General features: G+C 57.0%; 29 protein-coding genes and 1 tRNA gene. 11 read left to right on the top strand and 19 right to left on the bottom strand.

Going from position 1 to position 20449, the window contains the following annotated elements; translation table 11 throughout:
- Positions 1 to 133: 133 nt before the first annotated feature.
- Positions 134 to 670: a spore coat protein U domain-containing protein gene (locus HX801_RS09295; protein WP_177008548.1), complete on the top strand. Its 537-nt coding sequence runs from the start codon at positions 134 to 136 to the stop codon at positions 668 to 670.
- Between the two features lie 421 nt (positions 671 to 1091).
- Positions 1092 to 1586: a hypothetical protein gene (locus HX801_RS09290; RefSeq protein ID WP_087693941.1), complete on the top strand. Its 495-nt coding sequence runs from the start codon at positions 1092 to 1094 to the stop codon at positions 1584 to 1586.
- 167 nt (positions 1587 to 1753) lie between these two features.
- Here the strand turns inward: HX801_RS09290 and HX801_RS09285 are convergent, their stop codons facing one another.
- The 3 genes from HX801_RS09285 to HX801_RS09275 all read right to left on the bottom strand — a co-directional run bounded on the left by HX801_RS09285 (position 1754) and on the right by HX801_RS09275 (position 3657).
- A complete protein-coding gene (locus HX801_RS09285) occupies positions 1754 to 2134 on the bottom strand; it encodes a DUF1090 family protein (RefSeq protein WP_177021944.1) in 381 nt (126 codons plus the stop codon).
- A 239-nt stretch (positions 2135 to 2373) separates the two neighbouring features.
- Positions 2374 to 2694: a hypothetical protein gene (locus tag HX801_RS09280; RefSeq protein ID WP_177021943.1), complete on the bottom strand. Its 321-nt coding sequence runs from the start codon at positions 2692 to 2694 to the stop codon at positions 2374 to 2376.
- Between the two features lie 6 nt (positions 2695 to 2700).
- Positions 2701 to 3657 carry a glycoside hydrolase family 6 protein gene (locus tag HX801_RS09275; protein ID WP_177021942.1) on the bottom strand — a complete coding sequence of 319 codons (957 nt, stop codon included), beginning with the start codon at positions 3655 to 3657 and terminating at the stop codon, positions 2701 to 2703.
- Positions 3658 to 3802: 145 nt separating this feature from the next.
- On the opposite strand from HX801_RS09275, the gene HX801_RS09270 reads away from it, so the two are divergent.
- Both HX801_RS09270 and HX801_RS09265 read left to right on the top strand, forming a co-directional pair.
- Positions 3803 to 4321 carry a DUF1993 family protein gene (locus HX801_RS09270; protein ID WP_177021941.1) on the top strand — a complete coding sequence of 173 codons (519 nt, stop codon included), beginning with the start codon at positions 3803 to 3805 and terminating at the stop codon, positions 4319 to 4321.
- Positions 4322 to 4401: 80 nt separating this feature from the next.
- Positions 4402 to 4725 (top strand): helix-turn-helix domain-containing protein, encoded by a 324-nt coding sequence (locus tag HX801_RS09265; RefSeq protein ID WP_003207700.1) that lies wholly within the window; start codon positions 4402 to 4404, stop codon positions 4723 to 4725.
- 34 nt (positions 4726 to 4759) lie between these two features.
- On the opposite strand, the gene HX801_RS09260 is transcribed toward HX801_RS09265, so the two are convergent.
- From HX801_RS09260 to HX801_RS09250, 3 genes are read right to left on the bottom strand one after another with little or no spacing between them, the layout of a single operon-like run.
- Positions 4760 to 6133, bottom strand: coding sequence for a hypothetical protein (locus HX801_RS09260; protein ID WP_177021940.1), 1374 nt, complete (start codon positions 6131 to 6133; stop codon positions 4760 to 4762).
- Positions 6134 to 6137: 4 nt separating this feature from the next.
- A complete protein-coding gene (locus HX801_RS09255; RefSeq protein WP_008435073.1) occupies positions 6138 to 7325 on the bottom strand; it encodes a DUF6384 family protein in 1188 nt (395 codons plus the stop codon).
- Positions 7325 to 8464, bottom strand: a complete 1140-nt coding sequence (locus tag HX801_RS09250) for a merozoite surface protein 3b (protein WP_177021939.1) — start codon at positions 8462 to 8464, stop codon at positions 7325 to 7327. Before HX801_RS09250 ends, HX801_RS09255 begins: the two co-directional genes overlap by 1 nt.
- Before the next feature lie 216 nt (positions 8465 to 8680).
- Here HX801_RS09250 and HX801_RS09245 point away from each other — a divergent pair, with 216 nt between their 5' ends.
- Together HX801_RS09245 and HX801_RS09240 are read left to right on the top strand one after the other, a co-directional pair.
- Positions 8681 to 9289, top strand: coding sequence for a LysE family translocator (locus HX801_RS09245; protein WP_177021938.1), 609 nt, complete (start codon positions 8681 to 8683; stop codon positions 9287 to 9289).
- Positions 9290 to 10111: 822 nt separating this feature from the next.
- Positions 10112 to 10198: transfer RNA gene (locus HX801_RS09240), tRNA-Leu, on the top strand.
- A gap of 80 nt (positions 10199 to 10278) precedes the next feature.
- Here the strand turns inward: HX801_RS09240 and xerC are convergent.
- The 6 genes from xerC to HX801_RS09210 form a co-directional block, all read right to left on the bottom strand.
- Entirely contained in the window at positions 10279 to 11310 is a 1032-nt protein-coding gene (gene xerC / locus HX801_RS09235) for a tyrosine recombinase XerC (RefSeq protein ID WP_102368912.1), read from the bottom strand.
- Positions 11311 to 11520 (bottom strand): DUF4224 domain-containing protein, encoded by a 210-nt coding sequence (locus tag HX801_RS09230; RefSeq protein ID WP_177021937.1) that lies wholly within the window; start codon positions 11518 to 11520, stop codon positions 11311 to 11313. It abuts the gene before it with no gap.
- A 2-nt stretch (positions 11521 to 11522) separates the two neighbouring features.
- Positions 11523 to 11744: a hypothetical protein gene (locus tag HX801_RS09225; RefSeq protein WP_177021936.1), complete on the bottom strand. Its 222-nt coding sequence runs from the start codon at positions 11742 to 11744 to the stop codon at positions 11523 to 11525.
- Between the two features lie 36 nt (positions 11745 to 11780).
- On the bottom strand, positions 11781 to 12323 hold the full coding sequence (locus tag HX801_RS09220; protein ID WP_256344234.1) for a hypothetical protein: 543 nt from the start codon (positions 12321 to 12323) through the stop codon (positions 11781 to 11783).
- A 415-nt stretch (positions 12324 to 12738) separates the two neighbouring features.
- On the bottom strand, positions 12739 to 13872 hold the full coding sequence (locus tag HX801_RS09215) for a site-specific DNA-methyltransferase (RefSeq protein ID WP_177020023.1): 1134 nt from the start codon (positions 13870 to 13872) through the stop codon (positions 12739 to 12741).
- 49 nt (positions 13873 to 13921) lie between these two features.
- A complete protein-coding gene (locus HX801_RS09210; protein ID WP_177021935.1) occupies positions 13922 to 14299 on the bottom strand; it encodes an ASCH domain-containing protein in 378 nt (125 codons plus the stop codon).
- A gap of 443 nt (positions 14300 to 14742) precedes the next feature.
- Here HX801_RS09210 and HX801_RS09205 point away from each other — a divergent pair, with 443 nt between their 5' ends.
- Positions 14743 to 15600: a DNA/RNA non-specific endonuclease gene (locus HX801_RS09205; protein WP_102368918.1), complete on the top strand. Its 858-nt coding sequence runs from the start codon at positions 14743 to 14745 to the stop codon at positions 15598 to 15600.
- A 73-nt stretch (positions 15601 to 15673) separates the two neighbouring features.
- On the opposite strand, the gene HX801_RS09200 is transcribed toward HX801_RS09205, so the two are convergent.
- From HX801_RS09200 to HX801_RS09195, 3 genes are read right to left on the bottom strand one after another with little or no spacing between them, the layout of a single operon-like run.
- Positions 15674 to 16069 carry a hypothetical protein gene (locus tag HX801_RS09200; protein ID WP_371316182.1) on the bottom strand — a complete coding sequence of 132 codons (396 nt, stop codon included), beginning with the start codon at positions 16067 to 16069 and terminating at the stop codon, positions 15674 to 15676.
- Between the two features lie 30 nt (positions 16070 to 16099).
- Entirely contained in the window at positions 16100 to 16252 is a 153-nt protein-coding gene (locus HX801_RS32260; RefSeq protein ID WP_371316183.1) for a hypothetical protein, read from the bottom strand.
- Between the two features lie 45 nt (positions 16253 to 16297).
- Positions 16298 to 17077, bottom strand: a complete 780-nt coding sequence (locus tag HX801_RS09195) for a DUF2786 domain-containing protein (protein ID WP_177021934.1) — start codon at positions 17075 to 17077, stop codon at positions 16298 to 16300.
- A gap of 52 nt (positions 17078 to 17129) precedes the next feature.
- Between HX801_RS09195 and HX801_RS09190 the strand changes: the two genes are divergently transcribed.
- Entirely contained in the window at positions 17130 to 17756 is a 627-nt protein-coding gene (locus HX801_RS09190) for a hypothetical protein (protein WP_177021933.1), read from the top strand.
- 5 nt (positions 17757 to 17761) lie between these two features.
- On the opposite strand, the gene HX801_RS31990 is transcribed toward HX801_RS09190, so the two are convergent.
- On the bottom strand, positions 17762 to 17887 hold the full coding sequence (locus tag HX801_RS31990) for a hypothetical protein (RefSeq protein WP_256344233.1): 126 nt from the start codon (positions 17885 to 17887) through the stop codon (positions 17762 to 17764).
- An 11-nt stretch (positions 17888 to 17898) separates the two neighbouring features.
- Positions 17899 to 18150, bottom strand: coding sequence for a hypothetical protein (locus HX801_RS09185; RefSeq protein WP_177021932.1), 252 nt, complete (start codon positions 18148 to 18150; stop codon positions 17899 to 17901).
- Between the two features lie 108 nt (positions 18151 to 18258).
- On the opposite strand from HX801_RS09185, the gene HX801_RS09180 reads away from it, so the two are divergent.
- The 3 genes from HX801_RS09180 to HX801_RS09170 all read left to right on the top strand — a co-directional run bounded on the left by HX801_RS09180 (position 18259) and on the right by HX801_RS09170 (position 19534).
- On the top strand, positions 18259 to 18795 hold the full coding sequence (locus HX801_RS09180) for a hypothetical protein (RefSeq protein ID WP_177021931.1): 537 nt from the start codon (positions 18259 to 18261) through the stop codon (positions 18793 to 18795).
- Between the two features lie 123 nt (positions 18796 to 18918).
- Positions 18919 to 19161 (top strand): hypothetical protein, encoded by a 243-nt coding sequence (locus HX801_RS09175; protein WP_177021930.1) that lies wholly within the window; start codon positions 18919 to 18921, stop codon positions 19159 to 19161.
- Positions 19162 to 19264: 103 nt separating this feature from the next.
- The gene (locus HX801_RS09170; RefSeq protein ID WP_177021929.1) at positions 19265 to 19534 is read left to right on the top strand and encodes a hypothetical protein; all 270 of its coding nucleotides are present in this window, start codon (positions 19265 to 19267) and stop codon (positions 19532 to 19534) included.
- Between the two features lie 43 nt (positions 19535 to 19577).
- Here HX801_RS09170 and HX801_RS09165 read toward each other — a convergent pair whose 3' ends face one another.
- Positions 19578 to 19889 (bottom strand): hypothetical protein, encoded by a 312-nt coding sequence (locus tag HX801_RS09165; RefSeq protein ID WP_177021928.1) that lies wholly within the window; start codon positions 19887 to 19889, stop codon positions 19578 to 19580.
- Between the two features lie 69 nt (positions 19890 to 19958).
- The coding region (locus tag HX801_RS09160) for a hypothetical protein (protein WP_177021927.1) at positions 19959 to 20449 on the bottom strand (491 nt) is incomplete at its 5' end.

Below are 20449 nucleotides of genomic sequence, written 5' to 3'. Positions count from 1 at the left end.
ATTGGCCTCGGGCTGGCAGTTTCCTTTTGACTGACTAACCTTCTACGCAACGGCCATCCTTGTACAAGTGTCAAGGGTCTACCTCAGGGACCTGAACCGGCGCGCTGGGTTGGCAAGTCATAAGGAGAGCTTCATGAATGGACTTATCTCAAGAGTCTTACTGGCGTTGACGACACTGGCCTGGGTGTCCGGCTCGCAGGCCGCGACCACCGTCACCGGTCAAATCAGTGCGTCGCTGATATTGATCAACAGTTGCCTGGTCAACGGCGTAGGAGGCACCACAGGCTTGAATTTCGGTGCGTTGAACTTTGGTACCGCCAACACCCTGTATACCGAGGCTGATGGGCAAGTGCTGGGCGGCGGCGGGGCGCCTTTGTCTATTCAATGCTCGGCGGGTACTTCGCCGGTATTGACCATCACGTCCGGCGCCAATGATGGCAAATCCACCGGTGGAACGCGTGCCCTGGCAGACGGTGCCGGCCACTTTGCGCCCTATGACATCTACACCGACGCCGCCCACACGCAAATTCTTGCCAACAACGGCACTATCAATCTCACGGCCAGCACCGGGGTTGCGCAAACCGTGAATATTTACGGCAAATCCCCAGGCAAGGTGGGTTTGCCGGCCGGCACTTATACCGACACGATTGCGGTCACGCTGACGTTTTGAATATGAGGTATATCGCTTGCGGCAATCTTCGGATGCCAAGGGAAATGATTTATTTGCTGTTCCATTTTGAACTCCGTCTTCCATTTTTGAGCGGGAGACGGCATAGATTTATTGATTTTTAAATTGATCTCTACCTGTATCGCATTCACACCCCTAAAGACATCTACGGGATGACAGGAGTTGGATGATCAGGTGCATGCATCATGTTAATATCGCCACCCCTCGTGACCGAGGGGCCTCTGGCGGGCAGGCTGGTCGAGAGAAAATCCACTTGTTTCCTGAGATTTATAGCTTGATGTGCCATTTTTAACGTCCATGGCATGATTTCATGGGCGTTAATCAGCCGATATCCATTTTTCCATTTAAAGCTGCGCTTGCTATGGCAGTAGTTCAGAAACTATACGCCTCAAAAGGAAGAGTCATGGCCGTACCACGCATTATTTTCCCAATAGCCATTGCTGTTGTCGTGCTCGGAGCCGGCACGCTGATCTATCAGGGCCTCAACGGCACAAGCAGCTCGCTGAGCTGCGCAGATGATTTCTCGCAAGCCACGGTTATCGAGGGTGTTAAAGGTACAGTTGCCGGCGACACTACACTAGCCACCAGCCAGGCTGGTGAGTCTGGACATATTCCTTTTGCCAAGCCTTACCATTCGGTCTGGTGCAAATGGACTTCCCCAGAAGATGCAAGCTTCACATTTGATACCACAGGCTCAAAATTCGACACCGTGCTTGCCGTTTATAAAAGCACGAGCCTGAATTCGATGCCGGTGGCCGGCACGAACAATAACCAGTCGGAAAATGATGTAACCAGTGCTGTGACTTTTTCAGCCAAGAAGGGTGAAACCTATTCGATTGCCGTCGATGGGTTTGAAGGTGCTTACGGTAAGTACATCCTCAACTGGGCCAAGAAATAAGCGAACATGGCAGCTGTCGGCGGCCATTGGCTAAGGTGAAGGGGGACGACAATCCTCCACACCAGAAAACCCCGTAGATTAACGTCTACGGGGTTTTTTATTGTCTGCCGGTAAGTACGATGGGCGAAAAAACCGCAATCGCGGGCCTTCTCGCAGGGCAGCCCGACTTACTTGAACAAGCCGCCAATTGCGTTGATCGCATCCGCAGCCTTGTTCACGTTTTGCTGGCGCTGAGGGTTAGTGTCCACTTGTGCCTGAGTGTTGTAGGTACTGTTGCTGCAGCTCTTGTTGGTTTGTGTCAGTGCTGCCTGGAACGCGGTCGCGCGCAACGTATCGCCCTTGGCATTGGCCGCATTGATATTGGTCTGCAGGTCGCGGATCTGTTGCTGGCAGGAGGCACTGTTGGCGTTGACGGTGTTGTTGCTGTTGCCGGCACCCCCCAAGGCAGATGACAGGGCACCGGTGAGGGCAGACAGGTCGGCGGCGTGGGCGGTCAAAGTGAACAGGCTGAACAGGGCGGCGGCTGGGGCGAGTTTGGAAAGACGCATGGCAAACCTCAATGTTTTATTGCCTGCGCATCTCCGGGGGCCCGAGCAGGCGCAGAACAATATCCGTATAGAGGTGAGCGCTCGGGTGGGGCGAAATATATTTGGTCAAATTTTGACCTTCAACCGTGAAACTCCATAAATGTGAGTTGTTTCACGTTGTTTGTCTGGCATTGACGACGTATCAAGGTGCGGGCACGAGCCCGAGTGATTCGCGATGCAAGCTGAAACGCCTGGGTGCTTCACTTGGCGCAACAAATACCCGATAGCTTCACCAGCAGTGTCAGCGCGACGATTGCCCAGCCAAAGTTGAGTGCGACAAACATCCATTCCGGCGGATTTGTACCCAGGGAAATCGTCGAGGTAACCGTCAAGAAAACCATCAAAAGACCAATTGGGAGCCAGAACCAGAGGTGTTTCTGGCGCTGGCACACCTCTATGTGCAGCGGGCTATCTTCATGGAGCGTCATGTGTTGTCGGCCTCGGTAACCTGCTGCTTCCCTGCCGATGTTCAGCTCAAGAGCGCTATCCTGAGCAATGAGTCCAGGTGATGCAAGGTGCATTCGCCGTTAGTGTCCATCAATCAGGCGAAGTGCCAGTTCGGCACTGAAGGTGCCTGCCGCCGGGCCTTCATGACAATCGGTTTTCGTCGAAGACGCACCGTCCGAATTGCCCGGGAGTTTGATCCATAGGGCAACCAACCGTGGCGAAAGCACTTGCGGTGGCATGCCCAGTCTGCGCCCCACCGGGTTGCACCAGTCTCCAGGATTCGCACCATTGCCGTTGCGGCTGGTATCCACCGCCACGGCTTTTGTATAGGCGTATTCGCTTAACAACCTGGCATTGATGGCATCACCATAACTGCGCACCTGGGCGAGGGTGTAGAAGTTGGCGATATTCAGGGCAAACCCCCGAATCTGTTTCACCCCGGCTGCATTCAACGCATCGGCCATGGCGCCTGGGGATTTCCAGCCTGGATTGCCAGCGTCCAGATAAACATCGACATGGCGTGCGCGCTGGTTGAACCCCGATACGGCGTAATTGATTAGCCCCAGCCGCTCGGCGCGCTTGTCCTTGTCCAGGCACTGCAGGTCTGCCAGTGCGTCCGGCTCCAAGATAACCAGCGCCGGCTGGTCTCCAATGCCTTTGATCAGTTGGTCTATCCAGCCCCGGTACTCCGCCGCTGCCGGTGCGCCACCCTTCGAGGCGCCACCGCTGCAGTCGCGGTGGGGCAGGTTATAGGCCACCAAAATCGGTGTTTTATCAGCACTGGCGGCAGCGGTTACATAGCGATTGACGCGCTCGGCCAGCGTTCCTATGGCCTGGCTGGTGCCGGTCAGCCACAGGGCACTGGGCACCTCGGCAATGGTTGAGCGGATGCTTGCAGTGGCAGGCGTATCGGGGTGCTGCTGGACCCACTGTGCGGCGGTGGACTGCGGGTTGACGTAGAACCCATCACTCGCCTGGGCAGCAGGCAGCATCGACAGGCAGATAAAGCCGGCGGCAAGGGTGGCGATCTTTAGCACGCTCTACACCAGTAAGAGGGGCGGGCGGCCAAGGTAAGTCGGCTCGCCGCTGACGTCACGTGAAGCTGCATGAAGCTTGCCGGCTAGCCGCGCAGACCGTGCCCATGGCATGCTCCCACGCTCAGCATCCAGTCAAGGAAGAACGATGTCGACCTATGTAATCACCGTCCCTTGCTTTGCGCAGATGTTGCGCTCGCTCAAGGGGCTTTTGTCCAAAGGCGAGGCGCATGCCGGCGAGTTGGGCTATGACCCGCGAAACCTGCTGAGCGCGCGGCTGGCGCCCGACATGCACACCCTCGCAACGCAAATCCGGTTTGTGTGCACCCAGGCCCAGGAATCGGTCCAGCGTCTCACCCATCAACCGCTGCCGGTTCTGAGCACACCCGCAACCCTGAGCGAGGCGCGTGGGTTGATCGAGCAAACCCTGCAAGCCCTTGCCTCTGCAGATCGCGAACTCATCGACAGCAGAGCGCGCGCTATCTCGATAGAACTTCCCGACGGTACTATTTTCGACATGACTGCCTACGAATACGCGGTCAATTGGGCCATTCCACAGTTCTATTTTCACCTGATGACCGCCTATAACATCCTTCGCCATAACGGTGTGCCGCTCGGCAAGGCCGATTACGTGCCGCATATGTTCGCCTTCGTGCGCACGCAATAGGTAGCCACCCGAATGAATGGACCCCGCTCCTGCGCATAAGCGTATGGTGGGTGTTAAACACGTTTATTGAGGTACCCGCCATGGACGATAAACTCGGCATCCGCCTGAAAGAGGAACGCAAGATCCTGGGGCTCTCCCAACAGGAGTTTGGTGCGATTGGCGGTGTGGGTGCGAATGCTCAGGTGCACTACGAAAGTGGCGCGCGGGCGCCCAAGTCCGATTACCTGATTGCCATCCGGCATAAAGGCGTGGACGTGCTTTACGTGTTGACGGGGGAAAGGGCGGTTATCAACCAGGCCACCCTGAGTGACAAGGAGACGTTGATCATCAACCACTACCGCACGCTGGACGGGCTGGATCAGGATGCGATTGCGCAGATCACTTCCTCGTTGTCTGACAGCTAGCAACGAGGAAGTCCCGGATTTGCTTCGCGCCAGGCTAGAAGCTGTCGGTCGTCCTGAAGCTGCCGCCGCCTGTACTGCCTGACGTCGTAAAGCTGGCCGTGTTGTTATTGCTGCTTTCGACGGTGGCGACGCCAAGGACGACAGGGCTGATCGATGCGCTGACATAGCCTCGCGTCGCCCCTGCCGCTACCTGACTACGGCGCACGATTTTAAGGCCCCGGCTAAGCACATCCACAACCTGGCCAAGGGTTGCACCCTGGGTCATGTAGCTCTCTACCAGACGCTCGAAGTCAGTCGACAGGTCAAAATAAACATCGCGGCCGGTAAACGCATCGTTGCGAACTTTGCGCTCCAGGTCTTTGGCACGCTGGTAGCTGTTCTGGTGTACCACGGCCTCTTCCTGGGTATCCGCCAGTTGCTGTACCACCGCTTTCAAGCGCAGGTTCAGGGTTTGCAGTTGCTCGACGATCAGGTCGTCGGCGTCGTCCGGGGTGTGGCTGGCCAGGTCGATCAATTCGCCGATGCTGCGGGTTTTCAACTGGTCAGTGAGCAACTGGCGTGCGCGCTGGTACTGCGGGTCTTCGTTGCGTGAGTAGCTGCCGAGTTTTTCCTGGATGGCATTGGCCTGGCGCTTGGCGTTGTCGACTACGCGTTGCAGGGTGTCGAGCTCGGGTTGAATTGAGGCCTGTCCCAACTGGTCACGTGCCTGAGCCAGTTGCGCATCGACGCTGGCACTCAAGGTGCTGATCAGGGCGATGCGCTCGGCCTGCAAGGCCTCGTTTCGCTCACCAAGGGCGATCAGGCTCAGCTCGTTCTTGCGGTTGGCGAGGTAGTTCACCTTAGTCGCCAGCCAGTTGTCCATCCAGCGGTTCAGGCGGTTGCGCCGGTATTGGTCGGTGCCGAAGGCGTGTCCGCGCAGGTAGACGTAGACCAGGTTGGTATCAAAGGTCGGACGCTTCAGTGCGCACTCCTGGCGCAAGTCTTCATAACCGCTGACGTGTTCTCGGTGGGCGGCCTGGGCCAGGTCCAGTTGCTCGACCTGGCGGGCGTAGTCGGGGTTTTGTTCCAGGGATTGCCGGGCTTGCTGGTCGAGGGTTTCGGCTCGCGCTTGCAGTTTTTCCTTGCCCGCCAGCGCCTGGGCCACGGTCTGCTCAGCGTCGCGCAGTTGCTGGTGGAGCAGATCCTGGGACTGTTGGCGCAGGTTCAGGGCGGCGGCGACTTGCTCGTTCTGCGTGTTGCCCTGGTCCAGGTGCAGGGCCGCGATTTTACCCAGGCGCTGGGTAATGTCCTGCTCCAGCGCCAGTTGCTCGCCGAGCAGTTCAGACAGGTGTTGCTCGGCCGTGCGAATCCTCAGCTCGGCGTTGCGGGAGTTACGTTCGGTGATGCCGATCAGGGTGTCAGGCGTCATGTCTTCACCACTCCAATATCGTTTCGAGCGGGTCGGTGGTCCGTTGGCTCAAGTAGGTGACTTCCATCCTGCCGGCTGGCTTGCGGCCGACTACACGGTTGGTCAGGTGGCCGTCGTCGAGTTTGTCGGCCTTGACCTTCAGGTATTCGGCCTGCGGTACCCGCACAGCGAACTGGCTGGCCCAGGCGCCGGTGCCGGTCTCACTGCTGACGGTAGGCAGTAGAACCGGTCTGTCCGACAGGTCGACGGCTTCGACAACCAAATACCAGCTCTTGCCCTGGGTCGAACCAGGATTGGAATTACACAGCGCCTTGTCGTAGCAGCGCTCGACACCGGACGGCGTGCCTGGCCGGTCGACAACCCGAATGGTCACCTCCTTGGGGATCAGTTCGGTGTTGGCACGCAGGGCCCTGAGTTGGCCGCCGGCTTTTTCGATTTCGAATTTCCCGATGAGGTCTTTGATCATGACCAATTCGGCCTGCATGCCCCGCGTCGCTTTACTGTCGGCGGCGGGCAGGTGAATGTCGGCGACTTTGCGGGTCAACTCGTTGAGCTGGTCGGTCATCGGCTGGACTGCCTTGACCTTGGCTAAAAACGCCTCCAGCACGCCGATCTGCTCACTGGCGTAATCGACCCCGGAGGTATCGACCATGGCCAGGGCATGTTCGGCCTTGGTATTCAGTCGGGGCAAGGCACTGAACAGGTCGCCGCCCTCAATATAGGCCGGGTCCTGTTGCACGGCGCTCAAGCGAGCCTTCAGGTGGGCGATGTCTGATTGTTTTTGTGCCGCGTTCGTCTCGACGGCGATGGCCGCTCTTTGAGCCTCTTGGATCTCGTGTCTGGCGACCATCACCCGGCTGCATTGCACCACCAGCAAGGTGACCGCGATGAGCTGGATGACGAGTATGCCGCGATGCCGCCTGAGCAGTACTTTGCTCCAGAAGCGGTCAAGCGCACTCAGTTCCGGGGCCTCGAACACCAGGCGTTTGGAAAAGAATTCGCGCACGCCCTGATCGATCTGCGCTTCGGTAAATTGAATGCCGTTGTTCTGGTAATACTCGCGGATGCGCGCCGCCACTTCTGCGCGGCGTTGGGGCAGGCTCAAGTCCTTTTCCACCGCCATCTGCTGGTGGCGCAGTTGATCCACCAGCGCCATCGCGCCGAGTTGTTCGGAGAGAAGAATGTCGCTCATCAAGCGGCCTTGGTCAGCAATGCGGCGAACTTGCGTTTGGCCTCTTCGACGGCTTCGGCGATGTCACGGGACGCCTTGCTGGATTCAGCGCGGTAGGTTTGCGTCAGGCCGTGCATGTCAGTCTGGAAGCTCAGGGTGGCGTCGGCCAAGGCGCGCACCGAGTCGACCTTGATGGTGGAGCCATAGCTGGCCTTGACCGCCGCTTCCAATTGGGTGTTGCCGGTGCTGCCCAGGGCTTCAAGGCCCTTGCTGATGCCCTCGGTGGTGGCGTTCAGCGTGTTGGTGGCTTCGGCCAGTCCACTGTTGCTGGTGAACGACACCGCGAGGCCGGTCAACACCACTTCGTTGGTAGAGAAGAACGAGACCATGCGCTGGTACTGGCGCTCCTTGATCACATGCACCTGGTTGATCCGGGCGAAGACCATTTCGGCCGTGTTGTAGCCGACCTTGAGGTCATCGGCGATGTCCTTGACGATCTGGTAGCGCTTGTCTTCGTCCTGCAGCGCGCGTACGGCTTCGTCACGGCGCAATTCCAAGGCCGCGCGTTCGGCCGGCGCCAGGGTTTCGGCAGCCGTTACTTGGGCGTTGGCCTCGTTTAACGCCTGGGTACGCTGCTCCAGGACCTGGCCGGCCAGGGCGAGCACTTGTTGGGCATCGACCTCGGCCGCTTTCATGGCCATGCGGAAGTCCAGGTAAGCTTCCAGAATCACCGTTTCCCGGGAGATCTGGTCATTGGCCGACTTGCACACCTGCAAGTAGTTTTCACGGATCTCGTTGAAGCGGCTGGGGATCGAGCCACGACGCAGGTTCATCCAGCTCAGCTTGAGCTTCTCCAGCGTATCCAGGCGCCCATCATCCATCCAGCCCGCCATGGCCGCAGCGTCTTCGCGAATCGAGGTGAAGCTCTGGGTGATGTCCATGAAGCGCGTGGAGATATCCATGCCGGCGATCTGCTCGCGAACCACGCTGTTAAAGGTGGTCGACTGTTGCAGCACGGCAGCGATAGCGGTGACTTTGGCGGTGTCGTACTGGGCCACGCGGTCCAGCAATACCAGTACCGGTGCATCTGGAACCGGCTGCAGAAGATTGATGCCCAGGGTCCGCAGGCCCGTCAGCGCGCGGTCGAGGTAGTTGCTCATCGAGTGTCCTTTCAGGATGTGTTCAGCACAGTGTGCAGTGCAGAGAAGGGCGCAAGTATACCGATCAATGAAGGCAAACCAATGGCAGTTTGGTTGGAGGGCGCTTGTTGGCAGGCCTGGCGAAGTGTATGACCGTATCTACCCGTAGCTGTACGGGGCGCAGGCTGGCGCAACGTTCTACTGTCACGGCCACAGTACTCGTTCGGATGTCGCGCCATGCTCATGTCTTCAAGCCTGCTTTCAGCCTTCGCGCTGTTCGCCTTTGTGTCCTCAATCACCCCAGGTCCCAATAACACCATGTTGCTGGCGTCCGGGGTGAACTTCGGTTTTATTCGCTCGATCCCCCATGCACTGGGGATCAGCATTGGCTTCATGTTGTTGGTGATCGCCGTGGGCCTGGGCCTGGGAGAAGTGTTCAAGGCGTTGCCGTGGGCCTACACCGTATTGCGTTATGTGGGGGCGGCGTATTTGCTGTACCTCGCCTGGAAAATCGCAACGTCCAGCGCGATGTCCGATGACACCGATAACAAGCGCAAACCCATGACGTTTCTCGGCGCGGCGGCCTTCCAGTGGGTCAACCCCAAGGCCTGGGTCATGGCGCTGGGCGCGATCACCACCTACACGCCTGCCGAGGGTTATGTCACCAACGTGCTGTTGATTGCCGCCGTGTTTGCCCTGGTGAACTTGCCCAGTGTTTGCGTATGGGCCGGCTGTGGCAGCGGCTTGCGCAATGTACTGCGCGAGCCACGCTGGTTGCGGATGTTCAACTGGTCGATGGCGGGGCTGTTGGTGCTGTCGTTGTATCCGATGTTTTTTGCCGGCTGACACGCCCTCTGACCTCCAGCGGGTTGCGTCAGCAGGCCATGGATCCTAGACCGGTGAGATGGTGGCCAGCAGACCAATTGCGATGGTCAGCGCAAGAAAACCGAACAGGAAAAATGCCATCTTAGCCATAAGGCCTCCGAAATGAACGGGCCGGCAGGACGGTTCCTGCCGGGCTCCACGGGCGTGTCGGGAGTGGGAGTATTGTCAGGGCAGGGCGGTTTTCGATACAGGGGCAGATGCAGAAGAAAAAAGCGTATCAGATGGGCCGGGGCGCTGCAGGAGCAGGAAAGCCGGGGATGATCATTTTGAGGTATCAGGGAATAAACAGCGGCTCAGTAACGTGTGGGCGGGACTGCTGAAGGAACTAACCTTTTGCGTGGAGTATCGTATCCACGATTTTCGTGGGAGGTTGAAGGCGAACTGCGTCGTGCGTGGCTATTCTCAAGCGGCGCTGGGAGGGTTCCTTGAAGTGATTTCATCGGGGCGAGTAGGCAAATGGGCAAGACATTGGCTGCGCTGTCGTTTTTGATGACCCTGGTTTGGGTTTCAGTGGTTATTGCGGTAATGACTTATTTTTCCTGATGCACGTGGGGCACGGGTGCGGCACCTGGTGAAGCGGTCGGTATCGCCATTGCCCACTCCCGCCTGCAAAATCTGTAGATGACTGATCTGGCGAGCTTTTTTGTTTGCCAGGGCGCCGCTTGATTGTTTGAAAAAGCCCGCACCCGACCTTGCATCGAGGGGGCTTGATCTATATATTCCCTAGCCTGCTGCAACGCTCAAGGGCTTTTAACGCTGCTTGGCCTGCTGCATAGCGCTACCGCCCGAATGGCGAAACTGGTAGACGCATGGGACTTAAAATCCCCCGCTCGTAAGGGCGTGCCGGTTCGATTCCGGCTTCGGGCACCATCATATTCAAGGGTTTGCTGGGTTTTAGGGCTTGGCTGGCTCTTAGTTTTTTTCCGCAATATTCTTCTCCTTTCCGCAATTCACTTCGTCGGCGTAACTTTTTTGCCGATGCGTTTGCGGATGTAGTTCTCTGTCATCACCACGGTTGTGTGCCCAAGCTGATCTCTGGCTTGCAGAATATCTCCGCTTGATTCCGCCTTATCGGTACCAGCCTTTGCGCGCAGGTCCCGCATCTGAAAGTCTGCCTTTTTTACGCCAGCAGCTTCTCTCGCAGCATCAAATCTCCCCCGTAACATACTGCTGGTCATGGGCTGCCCGTTGTCCATTACGATGAGTTTGCTGGACCGGATTTTATGGCTGTCTTTCCTGGCCAGTATTCGGTCGATCACAACCTTCAACTCCCCAACGATTTCAATTCGTCGCTTGGCCTTGGTTTTTCCCTGCTGCACAGCAAGGCGATCTTCCCTGATATCGCGCTCATCCATTTTGAGGGTGTCAGCGATACGCTGACCTGTCAGGTAGAACAGATCAAGCGCGTCTTTCAGCGGCTGGTCTGCGTGCAAATACACCATCGCGAGCATTTCATCTTCGACGTAGATGTCACGTCCGCTTTCCTTATTGCCTTTAACACCGGCGCAGGGATTGGCCAAGGACGTGTAGCCGCTGGTCCTGGCGAAGTTCCAGATCGAGCTGAGCAACGCTTTCTCGCGATTTGCACGAACAGGTGCGGTCTTTCCTCGATGTCTCAAGTACTGGGCAACGTGCTGAGGCTCAATAGCTTCCAGCGGAGCGGGTGGGTCATTGAAAAAGGCAAGTAGCTGCTTCAGCTCTCTGGCGTTGTCTTTCTGCGTCGCCGGCGCTTTAGTTGGAACAACTTCCAACATGTATTTTTCAGCGACATAGGCGAAAGTCAGTACATCCTGCGCCATGGCCTGGGATACACGGCTTTTTTCGAGCTTTGCATACTCCAAAATTGCCAGCCCGTAGTCCTTGCCCAATGGTATTTCTTTGCGTGGCGTCCCGCCTGTGTCGTAAAGGTAATACGTCGTGTCGCCACGCTTCCTTTCGCGTAACCGGGGAATGCTCCCAGGCCGGGTTGGTTTTCGTCCCATCTACCCCACCAGCCGCGGTTGCCATTTCGGTTTTTCCATCACGCCGGCAGCCTCGCCAGTGAGTGCAGATGCGATGACGCAAGGCCACCCGCTGCGTTTGATGGTGTGGCGAATGCCGTTTCTTTTGAGAACTTGCACCTGGCCTGCTTTCGTTTTCGCGCCGGTAAGCGTGCAAACCTCTTCATGCGACAGGAAGTGAATACCGTCCATAACTACCTCCCACCGGCCGCCGTGGGCCGGGCTGTCTTGATGATGTGAATGACCAGGCTGAAGGTGATCAGCATCCAGCCGCAGGTGCCGGCGAAGGCGTAGAGGATGTCGGCCGTTTCGCCGTCGGCCAGAAGGCGTGGGCCGAGCCAAAAGAACCAGCAGCCGCTGCCGACCAGGTACAGCAAAGCGCCCAGCAGGATCAGGGTGAGTTTCATTGCGAACATGTGGTGTCCTTGCCGCGCTGGGCGGCAGAAGGTGGGTTAGGTGGTGGCTTTCTTGATTGCGGCCCGGGCGTCGAACATGGCGTAGTACAGGCGGTGGAAGATCGCGCAGCTCGGGTCATCGTGGTCGTCGCCGCCGTGTTCGAAGATTCCGTCGATGGTGCCGCTGTAGTTGCTGGCGATCTGCTCGCATTCGCCCGCTATCTGGGTGAGCGCCATGAGAGCTTTCAGCAGTTGCTCGCTGCTGGCGCGTTCCTCCCGGCCGATATCCCAGAAGCGCTGGCCCCAGTGTCCGGCAGGTGGCGGGTTGGAGTTTTGCGCGCCAGTGGCCAGGGCACCGACAACGCAGTCCAGCAGGTCACGCTTGTAGGCGTTATCACCGTCGATGCTCAGGCCGTTCCGGCGCAGCGCATCCAGCGCGTTGTTCAAGTTCGATTCGGGCGAAGGCAGCACCAGGTCAAAGTCTTTCTTGCCTGGGCGGCAGGCCACCACCAGCAGTTCGCAATCGAGCGGCATGTGCTGCGCCATATCCGAGATCGCTTCGATAGCGGCTTCGCGGAATGCATTCTTTTCTTCGGACATAGGGATACCTCGCCCGCCGCTCACCGGCAGGCATGTAGGGGAATGGAGTAATGGCTTTTTGCTCAGGTTTCTCAACCCTTTGGATGGGTGTACAACAGGTGTTCGATTCGTTGCGCCTGTGGGAGGACGCGTGTCACATAATCTGGATGTGCCGATTGCTCATGAGTACCGAGGTCACACGGTATTCCTGAAGTTCGTCTGGGAAAGGCCGAACGACCCGGTGCCGGCATCAGCGACAATCATCGAACCCGTGGACATACACGGAATGGGTGAAGTCGCAGCTGAGCTTTCAGGGCCGTGGGCCGATTACCCAGCCGCATTGGACGAAGCAATGTCAGCGGCAGAGCGTTGGGTTGATAGTCAGCTTCCGTGATCCCACCAGCCTCTCACCGGCAAGTATGTAGGGGGATTGGGGTTAGGCTGCTGGGTGTTGCGCTGTGTCGCGGAAGACATCCATCTGCGCCGCGCCGTCGAGCCAGGCTGCTGCGATACGCCGCTCAGCCATTGCGGCATATTCCGGGTTCAGTTCGCACAGGATTGATCTGCGGCCTTCCTGCATGGCGACCACCGCCGTCGTACCGGCACCGCCGAAAGGGTCAAGCACGATGCCGCCGAGTGGCGCGCCGGCCAGGACGCATGGGCGAATCAGGTCAGGCGGGAAGGTGGCGAAGTGTGCGCCCTTGAAACTGTGCGTCGGCACAGTCCATACGCTGCGTTTATTTCGCTCGGTGGGCATAACGGCGAGGGCTGAGTTCATCGAATCGTTGTCCTTGATTCGCCCCCGCGCTCTTTCTTCACTGTCGGTACCGTGACCCCAGCCCACGCCGTTTGACTTCCTGGCCACCGCCTTCATGTTACCGTTGCTCTTGGCCCCGCCGTTGGCGCGCTCACTCCCGATCTGCGAGAGAACGTCTTGTGAGAGGCGGTTGTGGGTGTTGGGTGAGCATGGTTCAAGGATTGGCGCCTGGTCGTAGTAGTACTTCGCCGACTTGCTCAGCAAAAAAATGTACTCGTGAGCCTTAGTGCAGCGGTCGCGGACACTCTCCGGCATTGGATTTGGCTTATGCCAAATGATGTCTTGGCGCAGATACCAGCCATCGTCCTGCAGGGCAAAGGCCAAGCGCCAGGGCATTCCCATCATGTCCTTGGGCTTGAACCCAGGTACGGCGTAGTCACTGCGCGGAACGCTTTCATTATCCCTACGGCGGGAGGCAACGGTGCGGCGGGCCTTGGCAGCTGTAACGCTTTCATCGCGCCCGACGCCGGTAATTGACTGACTGTTGCCACCGCAGCGGGAGCCGGCATAGCTATCACCCATATTCACCCAGGCCGTACCATCGTCGCGGAGTACTCGGCGCACCTCGCGGAACACTTCGACCAGGCGCCCGATGAACTCGGCCGGCGTTTCCTCCAGGCCTATCTGGCCCTCCACGCCGTAATCCCGCAGGCCGTAGTAGGGCGGGCTGGTCACGCACATCTGAACTGACTTGTCTGGCAGCGTCCGCATCGACTCAATGCAGTCACCGATCAATACGCGATGCTGTTTCATGGCCTCGGCCCCTTGTAGATGAAGACGTAGGCGAGCCAGGGGGTGGCGATCATGGCGTCACCCGATCTTCGGGTACTTCAAAAAAACCGAGCTTGCCTTTGTATGGCACAAACTGAATCGGATCTGCCGAGTCGACAACGAAGCCGTATTTTCCAAAAAACCACGGAGATTCGGCCTGGTCTACGCAATCGTAGAGGTGAGCTACTCCAACCAGGCCGCCTCGCTCCAGTTCGTTGAAGGCCGGGATTTCGACGCCCATTGAGTTCGCGAAGTCCTTGGTGTCGTCGTACTCCTGCCGCGTCATGCCCTTCGACGCGTGGATCAGAAACCTGCCGCGAAACCTTGTCGGCCAGTCGCGGTTTTCGATGTGCTTGTGTCCGTTTGCGATAAGCCAGGCCCAAGGCTGGCGAATGGAAAGAGCTTTCATCGGCAACACTTTTCCTTGCCGCTATAGCGGCTGACTTTGAAGGGGGAGGGGGTTATTTAAAATCGGCCTAGACGAGACCGTGGGATGTGCTAGAAATGACATGTCGCGCATGCATTTCAGATATTCGTTGTTGGGGTGCTGCGCGGCAGACGCTCTATTACTCCGTTGGAGCGGGCCCTCCAGCTGTGGGCATTGATCGGTAGGCTGTCGCATTTAGCCGCGAGTTAAACAACTCCCTTCCTCTGGGCTACTAACTCAACGCCTTGGCCTGCCGGTCATCTCTTCTGATTCACTTCAAGCGGCCGCTGTTACCCGGTCATGGGTATTCACGAGCGCCAAAATGAAACGTTCATATGTTTCAATGTTCCCGTCAGCTCGCGGAGGAACCGCAGGGCTGATTTTCCATTTCCCGATGTAATCGTTTCACCCAAAGGAGCTACACCATGCAAGGAAGTATTAAGTTGAGAAATTTCGCGTTTCTGCTGATCCCGTTCGTTGCGGCCTGTACCACAACTGACCGAACCCGAGAGGGTGGGGCCCAGATTGAAAGCGCACCGCGCGTTCAGGCTGTTCAAGCAGTCCAATTCGATAACTGTTCAGTGGGGTGCCCAACAGGTGGCAGTCCGATGACGCTGAATCGCCAGTCGTACACGCTGAACAACAACGGTTCGACCAAGTTTGCGAACTGGGTCTCCTACAAAATCACGAAGGAAACTCCGGCAAGCGGGCGCCCGCGCAACTGGAAGACCGATCCGGATATTCCCGCCGGTGAAACGCTCGATCCGGTGGACTACAACGGTGCCAACGTTGCGCTCAAAGTTGACCGTGGCCACCAGGCCAACCTGGCTTCGATGGCAGGCGTTCCTGACTGGCAAACCCTCAACTATCTGTCGAACATCACCCCGCAAAAGGCTGACCTCAACCAGGGGCCCTGGGCGCGACTTGAGGACCAAGAGCGCAACCTCAGCAAAGAGGCGGGCGTTGATCAGGTGTTCGTCGCTACCGGGCCGCTCTATGAGCATTTCGTCGGCACGCTGCCAGGCACAAACAAGGTGCACACGATCCCTAGCGGGTACTGGAAAATCATCTTCGTCGGCAGCTCGCCAGAGGGTGGTGTCTATGCCTCGTTCGTGATGAACCAGGAGACACCAAAGGGCGCCAATTTCTGCGACTACCAAGTGACCGTGAATCAGATTGAGGAGCGATCAGGCCTCACGTTCTGGAGCAATTTGCCTCAGGCCGTCCAGACAGCTTTGAAGTCGAAGCAAGGGCAATTGCCGGCGCGGATTGGCTGTAAGTAAACACTGCAATCAAGCACACGAGGCTGCCGGATTCGGCGGCCTTTTTTTTGTACTAGGATTTTGTAGATCCGCTTCATGCGGCCATCTGCTGCTGTTCTTGGCGTAGCGCCTGCTGGACCGCTTGGATGATCCGTTCAAGGTAGGTGTAATCGGGGATTGGCTCAGTAGCATCGTTGGTCAAGTGCCACCACTCATGCCCGAAAAGCTTGGTCATCAGTTCGCTGTGCGCTCCGTGGAGATGGTCGATTGATGGCGATTCGCGCAGATCTTCTGCCTCATCGAACCGCTCGCGGGTCTCGTCGGCGCCATAACAAAACTGGCGGCGCTCTTTCAGGACGAGGCGCTGCGCTTCCCTTGCAAGCGCTTCACCACTGAACTGCCGTGGCCTCATCGCCTGGTCGAAGTAGCCGATGATGTAGCCGGTGCTCAGCTTGCAGAAGAACTGCCTGATGCTCAGACCATCCCACATGCCGCCCCAGTAGGCCGTCCAGCTCTTGCCCTAGCAACTGACGGTGATCTTTCCCTTGCATGGGGCCAGGTCCTCAAGGAAGACGGTGATCGGGTCAAGGTTCGGCGCGCCGGTGATAACTAGCTTGGTGACTGTTGATCGCTCTACCTGCAGCGGCGCGACGACTTTGTTTTCTGTGGGCATGGGGAGTCCTTGCCGGGCCATGCCCGGGCGGTGGAGTGGGGGGAGTTATGCGCTTGCGGACAAGGCGAGGGTTTCGTTGCCGCCGCGCGCGAGGCCGGCGTGCAGCTCCACTTTTCGCCCGGCGAGCATTCCGGCGATTTGGGCGTTCATATCCATTTCCACGGACTTTCCTTTCCTCGATTTCCCGATTTCCTGGGTGGCGAGATATTCGCCAATCAGCGCCTTGTCCTGAGCCTGAATCGCGAAGAGGTCTTGGCCGGTTGCTGGATGCCCGAGGGAATCGTCATCGCCCTGAGGCACAAGCGCTTTCAGCTTCGACTGAACTTCCCAGACCCACGCCAGCGCAAAGTGGTCACCGGCAGTTTCTGCTGAATACTGACTGCGGTGGATGCCAGATCTAACTCCTGAGCAGTAGGTCTTGCGGGCCTGGGTGAGTTTGGTGTGCAGTGCCTCATACGCGTACAGAGCTATGTTCTGGGCCGGAGAAACGCCGACGAATGTTGCACACTCAATGAGTTGGCCTTTCGCGGAGCACCACATCCGGCGCCGCAGGGTGGTGCAGCTGAATGCGTCTGCCACAGCAATGCTCAGTTGCTGATCCCATGCTGGTCGACGCTTGGCACGGAACAGGGACGACTCGACCTCACCCACGTCGCTCAACTTCACGTCCATCTCAGTCAGCCGGTACTCGCGCATCAATGCCTGGGCCTGCCGGAGTGCGGTCGCAGCTTCGTTCTCGTTGGCGCTCTGAGCCAGTGCCAGGCAGTGCTTGATCTTGCGGATCGCGCGCTCAAGCTTCTTTTCGTCGATCTGTTGTGCGGACATGGGAGGCCTCGCCGGGTATATTTACCGGTCAAACGTCAGGTGGGGATGTGGAATGCTGAACGATTATGGAAAGGAGCTGTTCAAGCCCTGGCTTTCTGTTTCAAATGCCGTGTCTGTTATGGCATTGATATTTGTAATTGCTCTTTTCAAGCTTACAAGCAGCGAACTTGCCAGCTGGGTTCAAGCGGTAGGATCAATAGCCGCGATTTGGGGGGCTGTTTACGTGAGTCGTAGCGAGCAAAAAGCTCGGGAAGATATTGAGCTGAAAGAAAAACGAGAACGTATCGAACAGATCCGAGAAATATTCAAAAAACTCGCGCGCAGTCAGATCACGCACCTAAACTATCTTTGCAAAGTGCTTATAGAGGCCCGCTCTAGCAATAGCGATCAACCCCTAAAAGAATATTTTTCTCTGGGCCTGAATCTTCACTGGGCTCCGAATTTGGAGGCTCTCAGCCAGTTTTCGATTACCGATTTAGCAACAGCGAAAATCGAAATGATCAATGAGCTAAAGGTAGGGGCAGAGTTCGCTAGAATAGCCTGTGAAAAGTTGCGGAGAACGCCTCTTGATACGGCTTCGCTCATCTCCGTAACAGAGCAACTGCGCCATCACGAATCCATTGCGGTCACCGCGCTCGATATAGCAAAAACGCGAGACAAGAAACAACTCTCGGTCTAGCCCGACTATACCGCCTGGCTTTCAAGCTTGGGCGGCCATTCTGAAAACCCAACCTTTGGCACCTTCGTCTTCGGGTTGATGATCGGCTTGCCCTTAGCGTCTACCAGCACGGCCTTGGCCCTGATCTGCATGTCTCGGCACCTCAGGGTCGTGCGAGCCAACTCAATGAACTGCTCGGCGTACTGCGGCGCGTCGAACAGCGGCGAGAGCTGGCGGACCGTACCCCCCCCCAGATCTTTTGGGCGCGCTTTGCGACCAGCTCAAGCCATTCCGCTTCCGGGATCGGCTCGACGCCGCCAGGCGCCTTCGGGTTTTTCCGGGTGCCGGCCGTTTTCTTGCGGGCCTCGGTCTTGGCGACATCGAGGGTCATTCCAAACACTGCAAAGGTGCTCATGGGTTATCTCCAAGCGTGCGCCTGCCTCGCCGGCTGGCGTGATTTGTTGATATGGGGTATTAAGGTAGTAAAATTACCTAATCTTGATCTGGACAGTGGGGTTTATTAATGCTTAAAGGTATTTCTGAGTTTCTTACAAAGAACCCGATTGTTATTGTGGTTATGTTTATTTTTACTTTCCTATCAACCGTTGCAGGTCTCATGGTGAGCTGGAATGACTTGTATCGTGACTATCTTTCAAAAACAGTAACAATACCAATTTGGCTTGCTTTGTTTTTTGTTCTATCAATTTTTTTTGGTTGGATTATTTATAGCAGTCGAGCAAGATCTAATAGGGAGAAGCCTATTGAACTAATTTCCGGTATGAAATTTGGTGTTGAGCGGGTTTTTGCTTCGGGAAAAAGATTTGTCTCTTGTAGTTTTGATGGGAGTGAAGTTGTTATTGACGGCGAAAGGTCGTTTCAGATGGATACATGTGAATTTAACGCCTCTAGATTTACCTTTTCAGGCAGCGCTCAAAACACTTTGGAAGTATTAACGGTCTTCTATCAATCTGATGCCTTCAGGCCTATCGTTGAAAGTACTTTGGAAAATATTAAATCTGGTCGGCATCCAATATCCACCTACTCTAAAAAAATCGGGTGACTAATTTTTTTGGGTTTTAATACGAATTTGTATTTCGGCCAGAGCAAATCAGTGGTGCCAGTCGTCATTGTGTCGCTGTCGGTTTATGGATGACCGGCATGGAGCCGGATCAAGGAGAAAGCTGTGACTGCAAAAAATGGGAAATCAAAAACTGTTCGAGTCGGTCAAATCGAGGTGAATATCACCCTCGATGATTACGTCGACGGAAAACCAACCTCGGCAGTGTTTGTAACCACGACGGGCGCCCCTGGCGTTGCCGGAGTGTTTAAACACGCATCAGAGAACTGGGAATCTGAGGCGCAGGCATTCACCGAAGTTGAGCCAATGGCTTTGGAGCGAGCCAAGAGCATGAATTCAGCCAGGTAATTTGTTCTGAACGGGAGCTACCTGCTTTGCCCGTAGTGGCAAATTGGTTTCAGTTGGGGTATTACGGGTGACCGGTATAGAGCCGGATCAAGGAGCGATTCGAATGAGCGATCAGAAATTTACTGTTGGCGATTTGCAGTACCAGTTGCGAAACCTAAATCCCGAGGATGAGCTTCAATTCGATGGCGGGGTTACCTTCAACCGCATCAAGCGACGTGGTGATGATCTGCAGGTGCTTGAGTTCTGCGAGCCCCAAGCCTATTTGGACGAGGAGTTCCGCAAGAACAACCCTCACATTCAAGTGGCATTCGTGCGCGCTGTGGCTTTTGATGAAGGTGAGATGGTCCAAGAGGTCGACGTCAGTATTCGCTAACTTTTGACGCGTTCCAGCTACCGGATGCAGAAAGTAGGGTGGGTTATTCGTCGTGGCAGATGCGAAGGGCTTCGCGGTTGTAGGCGAGCTGTAATTTTGCCGACACGTTTTCGGGTATCACGTATTCGTGTCGTGGCGGTGCGAGAAACGGAGCTGATCCCGCCGGGCCCAGGCCGTGCAGGTGGTGAATCATCAAGGTCATGGCCTCGCCCTGTTCCTCGATTCCGTTCCAGGCCATCAGGTCAGCCAAGGCTTGGCGTGTGCCGGCCATGGTGTGGAGTCGCAATTCTTCCTCGCCGCGAGTCTTTCGCCTCGCCGCAGTCTTTGCTGATCGTTCTTTCTGCGCGGCTGCCATGGCCTACCTCTTCTATTCCGCTGGCCGGCAGTGCGAGCCAGGTTTGACGTTTGCGTTGCTGGGTGCGGGCTATGCGGCGCATGAAGTGCTGCCACGTTGCGCTTTGGGGTAGTCGATGCCGTGGGCGGCGATGATCCGCTCGAAGGCCTTGTTGCCGATCGCCAGCTTTCCGCAGCACTGGCGGCGGGTGATGCCCAGCTCAAGGAAGACGCGAATCCGCTCGGCGTACTTCGCGTCGCGGGCCTGGACCTGTTCGCTTCGAACTGCGCCATTGGCACCGCCCCGGGTCGGCTTCTTGAAGGTAATGCCGTACTCCTTCGCGAAGCTGTAGAGGGTGCGCCGGCTCAGGCCCAGGGCTATCGATGCTTCCGTCTGCGTGTGCGTGGTGCCCAGTTCCCGGATGCGCTCAGCGAGTTCGTCGCGTTCCTGCTGGCGAATATCTTTCGAGTGCAGGGGCAGGGGAGTCGCCTCAACTCGCCGCCGAACAAACGGCTTCGGCGCCGGTGGCATCTGGTTGCTGTAGTTGATGGGCTTCGGTTTGTAGCCGATGGGCGCCGCTT

This window comes from Pseudomonas sp. G1002 (assembly GCF_013385455.1).
Classification (GTDB): Bacteria; Pseudomonadota; Gammaproteobacteria; order Pseudomonadales; family Pseudomonadaceae; genus Aquipseudomonas.
This window is presented reverse-complemented; position numbering and strand designations above follow the sequence as displayed.